Here is a 12,899-nt window from a genome sequence, read left to right on the forward strand (position 1 = left end):
TGCGCGTTTTGGGTGTTGATTGCCGCATGCATGCGATAATCGTGCATCGTTACGCTATTCAATGCAGGATATTTTCATGCTCGAACTGGATCACTTCGATCTCGCGCTGCTCGACGTATTGCAGCGCTTTGGCCGCGCCACGCACCAGCAACTGGGCGAACAGGTTCCGCTCTCGCCGTCGCAGATCGGCCGGCGTTTGCAGCGTCTGGAGGCGTCGGGCGTGATCGACGGCTATCGCGTGGTGCTGCGGCCCGAAAAACTGGGCCTGGGCGTCACGGCGTTCACGAGCCTGAAGTTGAAGCACCACGGCGATTCGATCATCGAGCAGTTCCAGCAGCAGATCGACGTGCTGCCGGAAGTGCTCGAATGTCATGCCGTGGTGGGCGACGCCGACTATCTGCTGCGCATCGTGGCGCCGGATCTGAACGCGCTGTCGTCGTTCGTGATGAAGAAGCTGATGCGGGTGCCAGGTGTGGACAGCGTGCGCTCGAACATCGTGTTGACCACCTTCAAGCGCAACGGTCCGCTGCCGCTCGGGCATCTGGAACCCGGCGCGGCGCCGCTTTAAGGGCGTGCCGCGCGGTTTGGCTGCGTGCGCGGTTCAGGCCGCCTGAGCCGGCGCATTGAGCAGATCGACGTAAGCGACGGCCACCAGATCGCTTTCGTCCACGCCCAGCTTCTTGAACACGGCGGCGGCTTCCGCTTCGCCGCCTTGCTCGTCGTCATCGGGGGCGAGCACCACTTCCAGTTCGACGAAATCGCCCAAACCGTCCACGCGATCCAGGTGGATGCGCGTGCGGCCCGCCAGATAGACGTGGCGCTCCTTCGAGACGATGCCGCGCGTGGTGAGGGCGGTGGCCAGCAGCGAGTGCATCGCTTCGGCGTTGGTGACGGGGCTGCGCGTGTAGTACGAGGCCTTGGGGCCGTCGCGGTCGTCGCGCTGGTAGAAGATCAGTTCGGGCGGCGTGCCGTCGTCGAATTGACGCAGCTTCAGGCGGCCGCGCGGTACATCGTAGAAGAAGTCCTGCTGGCGAAAGATCAGCGGCGCTTCGGTTGCGAGCTGGGCGGCGCGCTCGCGCAGGGCGTCGAACTGACGGGCGCGGGCTTTGATTTCGATGTTGCGGGCCATGCAAGCTCCTGTTGGAACGAGGGAACGATGGGCGAGGCTCGAACGCGCCGCTGCGAACCCCACGCAAGGAGCATGCGAAAAACGCGGCGCGAATTCCGAATCTAGCAAAACTTGCGTGACCGCGCTGTTACACCGATGAGAGTTTCATCGATTGTCGATGCGAGGCGGATAAGGTCAGACGTAATGCGAGCGTGCGGACGGGTCATGAGCGCGGCTCATATCGTCCACTGTGTTTCGATGGCTTTGAGCGCGGCCGCAATGGCGGGCTCGTCGCGCCGCGCCGCGAGCGTGATGAAGGTGAGCTCGGTGGGCACCGTCACGCCTTCTACGATAGTGAGGGCGTGCGCGTGCGCCTCCGCAATGGCCGTGGCGTCGCGTGCGAGCGTGAGGCCCACGCCCGATTTCACCAGATCGAGCATCGACGGCTCCTGATCCACTTCCGCCACCTTGTTCGGCTTCGCGCCCGCCGCTTCGAACAGGCCCGATAGCAGCCGGTTATGCGCGGACGCAGGCGGCGTCCAGATCCACGGCAGCGCGGCCAGCGCCCGCCAGTCGTGCGCGCCCTTCACGCGGTCCTTCCAGCCTGCTGGCGCGAGCACGCGGTACTGGAAACGCGTGAGCGTGAGGGTGTGGAAGGTATCGGGATCGGGGCCGGGCTGGCCGATGTAGTAGCCCACGTCGAGTTCGCTCGCGCGCACCTGATCGAGCACCCAGCCCGACATGCCGTGCCGCAGTGCCGTTTCGATCTGCGGCCAGGTCTCCACCAGCTGGCGCAAAAAGCCGCCCAGCCGCAGAAACGCCGGATCGAGAATCGTGCCGATGCGCAATTTCCCGCGCACTTCATGACGCAGCGCAGCAGCGGCGCGCTGCACGTCGCCCGCGGCCGCGAGCGCGCGCTCTGCATGCGGCAGCAGCGCCTGGCCGTCGCGCGTGAGCGTGAGTCCGTGGGAGGTGCGCGTGAACAGCGTGACGCCCAGCGTCTCCTGCAGATGCTTGATCTGCAGGCTCACGGCGGGCTGCGTGAGATGCAGATGCGTGGCCGCGCGCGTGAGATTGCCCTCGCGCGCGACCGTGACGAACGCCCGCAACAAGGTCAGGTCCATGCGCTGATATTAACGCGCCTTATATCGCATTTGAGGATTAATCATTGGATCGGCGCGGCGTCGTGCGATTACGCTAGGTCGACTCTGCGCAACCTGGCGCGAGCATAAGAAACCTCCACTGAAGAGGGAAACATGAGCGAGACACATCGTAGCGAGGCGCCCGAGCGCGCCGTTGCGGATCTGACGCATTTCATCAACGGCCAGGCGCTGGAAGCAACCAGCGGCCGTTTCGCCGACGTCTTCAATCCTGCCACTGGTGCAGTCAGCGCACGCGTGCCGCTCGCAAGCGTTGCCGAAGTCGATGCGGCTGTCGCCGCCGCGCAAGCCGCGTTTCCCGCCTGGAGCGAGACGCCGCCCATCAAGCGTGCGCGCGTGCTCTTCAAGTTCAAGGAACTGCTCGACCGTCACCACGACGAGTTGGCAGAACTCGTCACGCGCGAGCACGGCAAGGTCTTTTCCGATGCCAAAGGCGAGGTGATGCGCGGCATCGAAATCGTCGAATTTGCCTGCGGCATTCCCAATCTGCTCAAGACCGATTTCACCGATCAGATTGGCGGCGGTATCGACAACTGGAATCTGCGCCAGCCGCTCGGCGTGGTGGCGGGCGTCACGCCGTTCAATTTCCCGATGATGGTGCCGTGCTGGATGTTCCCCGTCGCTCTGGCGTGCGGAAACACCTTTGTGCTGAAGCCTTCGGAACGCGATCCTTCGGCGTCGCTGCGCCTGGCCGAACTGCTCAAGGAAGCCGGTTTGCCCGATGGCGTCTTCAACGTCGTGCATGGCGACAAGGTGGCGGTGGACGCGCTGCTCGCGCATCCGGATATCGCTGCGCTGTCGTTCGTCGGCTCCACGCCGATCGCCGAATACATCTACACGGAAGGCACGAAACACGGCAAGCGCGTGCAGGCGCTGGGCGGCGCGAAAAATCATCTGGTGGTGATGCCCGACGCCGATCTCGATCAGGCCGTCGATGCGCTGATCGGCGCGGCCTATGGATCGGCGGGCGAGCGCTGCATGGCGATCTCGGTGGCGGTGGCTGTCGGCCATATCGCCGATGAACTGATCGAGCGCCTCACGCCGCGCGTGAAGGCGCTCAATATCGGCGACGGCATGAACGAGGCCTCCGAAATGGGGCCGCTCGTGACGGCGGCGCATCGCACGAAGGTGCAGGGTTATATCGACGCCGGCATCGCTTCCGGCGCGAAGCTCGTGGTGGATGGCCGCGGCCATACGGTCGTCGGGCGCGAGGACGGCTTCTTCCTCGGCGGCACGCTGTTCGACGATGTGAAAACCGATATGTCGATCTATCGCGAGGAGATTTTCGGGCCGGTGCTGTCGGTCGTGCGCGTGCCCGATTTCGCCAGTGCGGTCGAGTTGATCAACAAGCACGAATTCGCCAATGGCGTCGCGTGCTTTACGTCCGATGGCGGCGTGGCGCGCGCGTTCTCGCGGCAGATCAAGGTGGGCATGGTCGGCATCAACGTACCGATTCCGGTGCCGATGGCGTGGCATTCGTTCGGCGGCTGGAAGCGCTCGCTGTTCGGCGATCATCACGCCTATGGCGAAGAGGGCGTGCGCTTCTATACGCGTTACAAGAGCATCATGCAGCGCTGGCCGGACAGCATCGCCAAGGGCGCGGAATTCACCATGCCGGTGGCGAAGTAAGCGGGGCGCCTCATGAGCGACACAGCAAACGCGCGCCGTATCGAAGGCGCATTCGATTACGTGATCGTTGGTGCGGGCACGGCGGGCTGCGTGCTCGCCAACCGCCTCACGCAGGACCCGGACGTCACCGTGCTGCTGCTCGAAGCGGGCGGCAAGGATGACTATCACTGGATTCATATTCCGGTCGGCTATTTGCATTGCATCGGCAATCCGCGCACGGACTGGCTATATAAAACCGCCGAGGAAAAAGGCCTCAACGGGCGCGCGCTGTCGTATCCGCGCGGGCGCGTGCTGGGCGGATCGTCGTCGATCAACGGCATGATCTATATGCGCGGCCAGCGCGAGGATTACGACAACTGGGCGCGCGCGACGGGCGATTCGGGCTGGTCGTGGGAATCGGTGCTGCCGGTGTTCAAACGCAGCGAGGACTATCACGGCGGCGCGAACGAGTTTCACGGCGCGGGCGGCGAATGGCGCGTGGAAAAGCAGCGCCTCAAATGGCAGATCCTCGAAACCTTCGCGCAGGCCGCGCAGGAGCAGGGCATTCCGGCGACCAGCGACTTCAATCGCGGCAATAACGAAGGCGTCGGTTATTTCGATGTGAACCAGAAGCGCGGCGTGCGCTGGAATGCGTCGAAGGCGTTTTTGCGCACGGCGATGAAACGGCCCAATCTCACCGTCGTCACGGGTGCGCTCACCGAGCGTGTGATTTTCGAAGGCAAGCGTTGTGTGGGCGTGGATTATCGCGGCGATGTGCCCTACCGCGCGCGCGCGCGTTGCGAGGTGATTCTGAGCGCGGGCGCGGTGAATTCGCCGCAATTGCTGGAGCGCTCCGGCATCGGCGATGCGGCGCGTCTGGCCGGAATCGGCGTGGACGTCGTGAACGATCTGCGCGGCGTGGGCGAGAACCTGCAGGACCATCTGCAACTGCGCATGGCGTTTCGCGTGAATGGCGTGCGCACGTTGAATACGGCGTCGGCGCATTGGTGGGGCAAACTGCTGATCGGCATGGAATACGCGCTGATGCAAAGCGGCCCGATGTCGATGGCGCCTTCGCAACTGGGCGCGTTCGCGAAATCCGATGCGAGCGATCCGGGCCTCACGCGCCCCGATCTGCAGTATCACGTGCAGCCGCTGTCGCTCGATCGCTTTGGCGAGCCGCTGCATCGCTTCAATGCTTTTACGGCGTCGGTGTGCAATCTGCGTCCCGCCTCGCGCGGCAGTATTCATGCGGTTTCCGCGCGAGCAGAAGACGCGCCCGCAATCGCGCCGAATTACCTCTCGACCGAGCACGATCTGCGCGTGGCCGCCAATGCCTTGCGTCTGACGCGTCGCATTGCCGCTTCGGCGGCGCTCGCGCGCTATCAGCCGCACGAAATCCTGCCGGGCCTGGCGTTCCAGAGCGAAAGCGAATTGCGCGAGGCGGCGGGCAATATCGGCACGACGATCTTCCATCCGGTGGGCACCTGCCGCATGGGCCGCGCCGACGATGCCGACGCCGTCGTGGATGCGCGCCTGCGCGTGCGTGGCGTGGAGGGCTTGCGTGTGGTGGATGCATCGGTGATGCCGTTCATCACGTCGGGCAACACGAATTCGCCCACGCTGATGATCGCCGAGCGTGCGGCGCAGATGATGCGCGAGGATCGCCGCGCGGGATCGGCCGCTACCGTGTGCACCGAAGCGGTGGCGTCGGTGCCCGTAGGTTGAAGCGCGCGCTTAACTGAGCGCTTAACTGAGGGCTTAACTGAGCGCTCCGCGTCGACGCACGCTGAGCGAGGCGCAGCAAAGCAGTGTTTCGGACCACTATCCAGGACATGCGCCGTGAATGCGGCGCGTGTGCTTTTGCACGTCTGCGAGTCTGCTGCAATGTATTTAACGTGTCGCCATCATGCTGCGATTGCGTGCTTATCTGCGCCTAAAGATTCTTGTCGATTCGAACAAAAATTGACAGTCACCCGTAAGTGCAAATCCCAATGATTGCGCTGCATCAATGGCGAGACAATGGCGCGGAATGAAAAGAGCGGGGGAGGCATGCGCCAGTGCGCCATGCATTGTCGTGCGTAGGTGAGCGCGAACCCAACGAAGCCAGTCGAAGCATCAGCCTTTACTTCGCGTGGAAGGGAACATGATTCTCGGCGACACGATTCTGGAAACGCGCGGCCTCACGAAACAGTTCAAGGGCTTCACCGCCGTGAACGGCGTGAACCTGCGCGTGTGCCGTGGTTCGATACACGCGCTCATTGGACCCAATGGCGCGGGCAAGACGACTTGCTTCAATCTCCTGACTAAATTTCTCGTGCCGAGCGCCGGGCGCATCGTCTTCAACGGCATCGACATCACCAACGAGCGGCCCGCGCAGATCGCGCGGCGCGGCATCATTCGTTCGTTCCAGATTTCGGCGGTGTTTCCGCATTTGACTGCCTTGCAGAACGTGCGCATCGGCCTGCAACGGCAACTGGGCACCGCCTATCACTTCTGGAAAAGCGAGCGCACGCTGGCCGAACTCAACGACCGTGCGATGGATCTGCTCACGCAGGTGGGCCTCACCGATTTCGCCGATGTGCCTACCGTCGAACTGGCCTACGGACGCAAGCGCGCGCTCGAAATCGCCACCACGCTGGCGATGGAGCCCGAACTGATGCTGCTCGACGAACCCACGCAAGGCATGGGGCACGAAGATGTGGACCGCGTGACGGCGCTCATCAAAAAGGTATCGACGGGGCGCACCATCCTGATGGTCGAGCACAACATGAACGTGATCGCGGGCATCTCCGACACCATCACGGTCCTGCAACGCGGCGAAGTGCTCGCCGAAGGCACCTACGCCGAAGTCTCGAAGAATCCGCTCGTCGCCGAAGCCTATATGGGCAGCGCCGACGCCGCGCTCGCAGGGGCGCACGCATGAGCACGGTGACGGAACAGCACGGGGAACAGCAAGCGGCGGCGGGCGAGGGCGAAAGCGCGCTGGAGATCGCGGGCCTGCAGGCGTGGTACGGCGAATCGCACATCCTGCATGGCGTCGATCTATCGGTGAAGCGCGGCGAGGTCGTCACGCTGCTCGGGCGCAACGGCGCGGGCCGCACCACCACGCTGCGCGCGATCATGGGTCTCACGGGGCGGCGCACGGGATCGATCCGCATCGGTGCGCGCGAAACCATCCAGATGCCGACTTATCGCATCGCGCATTGCGGCGTGGGCTATTGCCCGGAAGAGCGCGGCATTTTTGCCAGCCTGTCGTGCGAAGAGAACCTGCTGTTGCCGCCCGCGATAGGAGTAAAAGCGGGCGCGCAAGGCATGTCGATCGACGAGATCTACACGCTGTTTCCCAATCTCGCCGAACGTCGGCATAGCCAGGGCACACGTCTGTCAGGCGGCGAGCAGCAGATGCTGGCCGTTGCGCGCATCCTGCGCACGGGCGCGAATCTGCTGCTGCTCGACGAGATTTCCGAGGGCCTCGCGCCCGTCATCGTGCAGACGCTTGCGCGCATGATCGTCACGCTCAAGTCGCGCGGCTACACCATCGTTATGGTCGAGCAGAACTTCCGTTTTGCCGCGCCGCTCGCCGACCGCTTCTACGTGATGGAGCACGGACGCATCGTCGAGCGTTTCGGCATCGCCGAGCTCGAGGGGAAGATGCCGGTGCTGCACGATCTGCTTGGGGTCTAGTTTTCGTATCGGTTTTGCGTGCGGGCATCGTTGCGCCGCATGAGCCGTCCTGTTTTGCCTTGCCTGAAAAACGCTGAATAACAACGCGCATCACCACGCCACCAGTGAAAGGAGACAGCAATGAAGAAGACCACGTTCGCGCGGCTCGCGGCTTATGTAGCCGCCACGGCAGCAGCTACGGCGCTTTGCGCGGGGAACGCGCAGGCCGCGAACGACGCGGTGAAGATCGGCTTCATCACGGACATGTCGGGGCTGTACGCGGACGATGACGGCCAGGGCGGCCTCACCGCGATCAAGATGGCCATCGCGGACTTTGGCGGCAAGGTGAATGGCAAGCCGATCGAGATCGTGTACGCCGATCACCAGAACAAGGCCGATATCGCCGCATCGAAGGCACGTGAATGGATGGACCGTGACGGCATCGACATGCTGCTCGGCGGCACCAATTCGGCGACGGCACTGGCGATGAATCAGGTTGCGCAGGAGAAGAAGCGCGTCTACTTCAACACCGGCGCGGGCACCGATGCGCTCACCAACGAGCAGTGCACGCCGTACACGGTGCACTACGGCTACGACACGGTCGCGCTCGCCAGGGGCACGGGCCTCGCAGTGCTCAAGCAGGGCGGTAAGTCGTGGTTCTTCCTGACCGCCGATTACGCGTTCGGCAAGTCGCTCGAAAAGAATACCGCGGACGTGGTGAAGGCCAACGGCGGCCAGGTGCTGGGCGAAGTGCGTCATCCGCTGTCAGCGTCGGACTTCTCGTCGTTCCTGTTGCAGGCGCAGGCCTCGAAGGCGCAGGTGCTGGGTCTCGCGAACGCGGGCGGCGATTCGGTCAATGCGATCAAGGCGTCGAAGGAATTCGGCATCACCAAGACCATGAAGATCGCCGCGCTGCTGATGTTCCTGCCCGACGTGAAGAGCCTGGGACTCGACACCACGCAGGGCCTCGTGCTGACGAGCGGCTGGTACTGGGACCAGAACGACGCAACGCGCAAGTGGGCGCAGCGCTATTACGAGCAGACGAAGAAGATGCCGTCCGAGCTGCAGGCCGCCGACTACTCGGTGGTGATGAACTACCTCAAGGCGGTCCAGGCCGTGGGGTCGACCGATTCCGACAAGGTCATGGCGCAGCTCAAGAAGACGAAGATCAACGACTTCTACACCAGCAACGGTTATATCCGCCAGGACGGCGTGCTGATTCACGACATGTATCTGGTCGAAGTGAAGAAGCCGTCCGAGTCGAAGGGGCCGTGGGATCTCTACAAGGTCGTGCAGACGATTCCGGGCGAGCAGGCCTACACGTCGAAGGCGGAATCGAAGTGCGCGCTGTGGAAGTAGTCGCCAGCGAGGTCTGAAGCGCGCGGCGCGCCTGAGCGCCGCGCGTCAACCTGCGGGTCAACCATTAACCCGTGCCGTTAAAGGCGGTTTTCATGATGATCTTTGGCATTCCGCTTCCGGCAATGCTGAGCCAGTTGTTGCTCGGGCTCGTGAACGGGTCGTTCTACGCGATCCTGAGCCTGGGCCTCGCGGTGATCTTCGGCATGCTCAACGTGATCAACTTTGCACACGGCGCGTTGTTCATGCTGGGCGCGATGCTCACGTGGATGGGCCTCGCTTACTTCAATCTGCCCTACTGGGTGATGATTTTCGTCGCGCCGCTGCTGGTGGGGCTGATCGGCGTATTGATCGAGCGTTCGATGCTGCGCTGGCTGTATCGGCTCGATCATTTGTATGGACTCCTGCTGACTTTCGGTTTGACGCTGGTGGTGGAGGGCGTGTTCCGCTCGATCTATGGCGCGTCCGGGCAACCATACGATGTGCCCGATCTGCTTGCGGGCGCAACCAATCTCGGCTTCATGTATCTGCCCAACTACCGCGCGTGGGTCGTGGTGGCGTCGCTGACTGTGTGCTTCGCCACCTGGTTCGTGATCGAGAAAACGCGTCTGGGCGCCTATCTGCGCGCGGGCACGGAAAACCCCAAGATGGTCGAGGCGTTCGGCATCAACGTGCCGCTCATGATCACGCTGACCTACGGTTTTGGCGTGGCGCTCGCGGCGTTCGCCGGCGTGCTGGCCGCGCCCGTGATCCAGGTGTCGCCGCTGATGGGCCAGCCGATGATCATCACGGTGTTCGCCGTGGTCGTGATCGGCGGCATGGGTTCGATCATGGGCTCGATCCTCACGGGGCTGCTGCTCGGCGTGATCGAGGGCTTCACGCGCGTGTTCTGGCCGGAGGCGTCCGCGACCGTGGTGTTCGTCATCATGGCGATCGTGCTGCTGGTGCGCCCCGCCGGCCTTTTCGGCAAGGAACGGTGATGCAAAGAAAAGTGCTCTATGCGCTGCTGCTGATCGCGCTGATCGTGGCGCCTTTCGCGGGCGCTTATCCGCTCTTCGTGATGAAGGTGCTGTGTTTCGCGCTGTTCGCCGCGGCCTTCAATCTGCTGATCGGCTATACGGGGCTGCTGTCGTTCGGGCATGCGATGTTTCTGGCGAGCGCGGGCTACACCACCGGCTACGCGGTGCAGACGCTGGGTTTCACGCCGGAGCTGGGGGTGTTGATCGGCACGGCGGTGGCGACGGCGCTCGGCATGATCGTCGGCATCTTCGCGATTCGTCGGCAGGGCATCTACTTCTCGATGGTCACGCTCGCGCTCGCGCAGATGGTCTACTTCGTGTTCCTGCAGGCGCCGTTCACGCACGGCGAGGACGGGTTGCAAGCCGTGCCGCGCGGCAAGCTGTTCGGCGTGCTGTCGCTCGATTCGGATCTCTCGCTCTATTACGTCGTGCTGGTGGTGATGGTGCTGGCGTTCATGCTGATCGTGCGCATCGTGCATTCGCCGTTTGGCCAGGTGCTGGTGGCGATCAAGGAGAACGAGCCGCGCGCAATTTCGCTCGGCTACGACACCGACCGCTTCAAGCTGCTCGCCTTCGTGCTGTCCGCCGGGCTCGCGGGGCTGGCCGGGTCGCTCAAGGTGCTGGTGCTGGGCTTCGAGACGCTCGGCGACGCCTACTGGACCATGTCCGGCCTCGTGATCCTGATGACGCTGGTGGGCGGCATGGGCACGCTGTTCGGGCCGCTGCTGGGCGCGGCGCTGATCGTCGCGCTGGAAGACCGGCTGGGCGATATCGGCAGCGCACTGGCGTCGGTGACGGGCGTGGACTGGTTCCGCTCGCTGGGCGAGTCGGCAACCATCGTCACGGGGCTGATTTTTATCGCTTGCGTGCTGGCGTTCCGGCGCGGGATTGTCGGCGAGATCGTGGCGCGGGTGCGGCCGCTGCGCGCGTGAATTTATGCTGCGGCGAGCTTGCTTCACGTGGAAATTCGCGTGAGAATAAGTGCCTTCGTGTGCGATCCACACGGCTCCCCACGCGGCTTGTCGGACGATTGAGAAATGCGACAAAGCTGTGTCAGTGCGCCCCAAATCGGTGCCGCGCTGCACCACTAGGGTAAATGCTAGTTGCCCGTCGGGGGTGCGAAAGTTAAAGTTTCACCTAGTTCTGATGCACCGAATTTGCAGGTGGAGAACGAGGAGACAACTGAGGCACAAAGTGCCCGGACAAGGAAGCGCAGTTGGATGAGAATCCAACTGCGCTTTTAATATTCTGCTTCGGCTTATATCGCCGGACACCTCGTTCTCCATCCCCGTTTTATCCCTTCGCTGTTTTTCTCCGCTACACCCCTTCCGTAGTTCTCCGGCACTCGCCAATCATCGTTTTTCCTCACCGTTGCATCCACGCTGTAAGCCGCTGGAAAGCGCTTGCTCCGCGAAACATCGCTCCGTTACACTCGCCATTCGCCGACCATGCGGTCAGCATTAACGACCTGCGCTGACTGGCGCATCGGCGCGTGAACCCTGCCTGATTCGAACCCGGAAACTGTCACGTTTCCGGCGCAATAAAGAAAACGACGATCGAAGGAGTGGAGATGCAGTTGGTCTGGCGTTGGATGGGCGCGGCCGTTGCCGCGACGGGGATGCTTGCCGCCATGGCCGGCGCGGCGCACGCAGACGTGAAGATTGGCGTGACGCTGTCCGCCACCGGCCCGGCGGCTTCGCTGGGCATTCCCGAGAAAAATACCGTCGCGCTGCTGCCGAAGGAGATTGCGGGTCAGAAGGTCGATTACATCGTCCTCGATGACGCCACCGATTCCACCCAGGCCGTCAAGAACGCACGCAAGCTCACCAGCGAAGATCACGTCGACGCCTTGCTCGGCTCGACGGTCGTTCCGAATTCGCTGGCGATGATCGACGTCGCCGCCGAAACCTCCACGCCGATGATCTCGATGGCCGCCGCCGCCTCGATCGTCGAGCCGATGGACGCGAAGCGCGCCTGGGTTTTCAAGACGCCGCAGAACGACCAGCTGATGGCCGGCGCGATTGCGCAACACATGGCCGCGCATGGCGTGAAGACGGTGGCCTTCATCGGTTTCGCGGATGCCTACGGCGAGAGCTGGTACAGAGAGTTCAGCGCCGCTGCCGCGAAGCAGGGCATCAAGCTGGTCGCCAATGAGCGCTTCGCGCGCAATGATGCGTCTGTCACCGGTCAGGTGCTGAAGATGATTTCGCAGCATCCGGATGCCGTGCTGATCGCAGGCGCCGGCACGCCCGCCGCACTGCCGCAGAAAACGCTCAAGGAGCGCGGCTACGCGGGCAAGTACTATCAGACGCACGGCGTCGCCAACAACGACTTCCTGCGCGTGTGCGGCAAGGATTGCGAGGGCACGTATCTGCCCGCCGGTCCGCTGCTGGTCGCCGATCAATTGCCCGACTCGAATCCCGTGAAGCAATCCGCGCTCGCCTACAAGGCCGCCTATGAGAAGGCGTATGGCGCAGGCACCATCTCCACCTTCGGCGGTCACGCGTGGGACGCGGGGCTGTTGCTGCAGCATGCGATTCCCGTCGCGCTCAAGGCGGGGCAACCGGGCACTCAGGCGTTCCGCGAGGCGCTGCGCAAGGCGCTCGAAGGCACGCACGATGTGGCCGGCGCGCATGGCATCTTCAATATGAGCGCAACCGATCATGCGGGCCTCGATCAGCGGGCGCGCGTGATGGTGCAGATCGTCGGCGGCAAGTGGAAGCTGGCTGGCGATTGAGTTTCACGAGGAACGCACACCCATCGCACTCGACATCAAAAGGCACGCTCCCTAGGGACGTGCCTTTTTTGTTGCTGTCGCAACGATGCGCGGGAGTGTGAAGCAGGCAGAGCAGCGCAGTAGGGCAGCAGTGACGAAGCAGTAGAACGGCCGGATCGCGCCGCGGCTTGTGCAGTGCCGCAGGCAGGGAAAACCATGCGTCACACGCGCGATCCCCCTTACTACACTCAAAGGCCGGCGCGGCG

11 protein-coding genes are annotated in these 12,899 nt (G+C 63.3%); 9 read left to right on the forward strand and 2 right to left on the reverse strand.

Going from position 1 to position 12,899, the window contains the following annotated elements; genetic code table 11:
- Positions 1 to 76 precede the first annotated feature (76 nt).
- Positions 77 to 568: an Lrp/AsnC family transcriptional regulator gene (locus F3J17_RS22015; protein ID WP_027815978.1), complete on the forward strand. Its 492-nt coding sequence runs from the start codon at positions 77 to 79 to the stop codon at positions 566 to 568.
- 33 nt (positions 569 to 601) lie between these two features.
- Here the strand turns inward: F3J17_RS22015 and F3J17_RS22020 are convergent, their stop codons facing one another.
- Positions 602 to 1,129 carry a class IV adenylate cyclase gene (locus F3J17_RS22020; RefSeq protein WP_167063660.1) on the reverse strand — a complete coding sequence of 176 codons (528 nt, stop codon included), beginning with the start codon at positions 1,127 to 1,129 and terminating at the stop codon, positions 602 to 604.
- Between the two features lie 215 nt (positions 1,130 to 1,344).
- Entirely contained in the window at positions 1,345 to 2,232 is an 888-nt protein-coding gene (locus F3J17_RS22025) for a LysR family transcriptional regulator (protein WP_167063663.1), read from the reverse strand.
- Positions 2,233 to 2,364: 132 nt separating this feature from the next.
- Between F3J17_RS22025 and F3J17_RS22030 the strand changes: the two genes are divergently transcribed.
- The 8 genes from F3J17_RS22030 (at position 2,365) to F3J17_RS22065 (ending at position 12,654) form a co-directional block, all read left to right on the forward strand.
- The gene (locus F3J17_RS22030) at positions 2,365 to 3,897 is read left to right on the forward strand and encodes a CoA-acylating methylmalonate-semialdehyde dehydrogenase (protein WP_167063666.1); all 1,533 of its coding nucleotides are present in this window, start codon (positions 2,365 to 2,367) and stop codon (positions 3,895 to 3,897) included.
- Positions 3,898 to 3,909: 12 nt separating this feature from the next.
- Positions 3,910 to 5,604 (forward strand): GMC family oxidoreductase N-terminal domain-containing protein, encoded by a 1,695-nt coding sequence (locus F3J17_RS22035; protein ID WP_167063669.1) that lies wholly within the window; start codon positions 3,910 to 3,912, stop codon positions 5,602 to 5,604.
- Positions 5,605 to 6,022: 418 nt separating this feature from the next.
- Entirely contained in the window at positions 6,023 to 6,802 is a 780-nt protein-coding gene (locus F3J17_RS22040; protein ID WP_167063672.1) for an ABC transporter ATP-binding protein, read from the forward strand.
- Positions 6,799 to 7,563: an ABC transporter ATP-binding protein gene (locus tag F3J17_RS22045; protein ID WP_167063675.1), complete on the forward strand. Its 765-nt coding sequence runs from the start codon at positions 6,799 to 6,801 to the stop codon at positions 7,561 to 7,563. Before F3J17_RS22040 ends, F3J17_RS22045 begins: the two co-directional genes overlap by 4 nt.
- Before the next feature lie 120 nt (positions 7,564 to 7,683).
- Positions 7,684 to 8,901 carry an ABC transporter substrate-binding protein gene (locus tag F3J17_RS22050; RefSeq protein ID WP_167063678.1) on the forward strand — a complete coding sequence of 406 codons (1,218 nt, stop codon included), beginning with the start codon at positions 7,684 to 7,686 and terminating at the stop codon, positions 8,899 to 8,901.
- A gap of 92 nt (positions 8,902 to 8,993) precedes the next feature.
- Positions 8,994 to 9,878, forward strand: a complete 885-nt coding sequence (locus F3J17_RS22055) for a branched-chain amino acid ABC transporter permease (protein WP_167063681.1) — start codon at positions 8,994 to 8,996, stop codon at positions 9,876 to 9,878.
- The gene (locus F3J17_RS22060) at positions 9,878 to 10,849 is read left to right on the forward strand and encodes a branched-chain amino acid ABC transporter permease (protein ID WP_167063684.1); all 972 of its coding nucleotides are present in this window, start codon (positions 9,878 to 9,880) and stop codon (positions 10,847 to 10,849) included. The genes F3J17_RS22055 and F3J17_RS22060 overlap by 1 nt, the downstream gene beginning before the upstream one ends.
- 638 nt (positions 10,850 to 11,487) lie before the next feature.
- Positions 11,488 to 12,654, forward strand: coding sequence for an ABC transporter substrate-binding protein (locus tag F3J17_RS22065; protein ID WP_167063687.1), 1,167 nt, complete (start codon positions 11,488 to 11,490; stop codon positions 12,652 to 12,654).
- The last annotated feature ends 245 nt before the right edge of the window (positions 12,655 to 12,899 follow it).

Source organism: Burkholderia sp. Ax-1719 (genome assembly GCF_011753055.1).
Classification (GTDB): domain Bacteria; phylum Pseudomonadota; class Gammaproteobacteria; order Burkholderiales; family Burkholderiaceae; genus Paraburkholderia.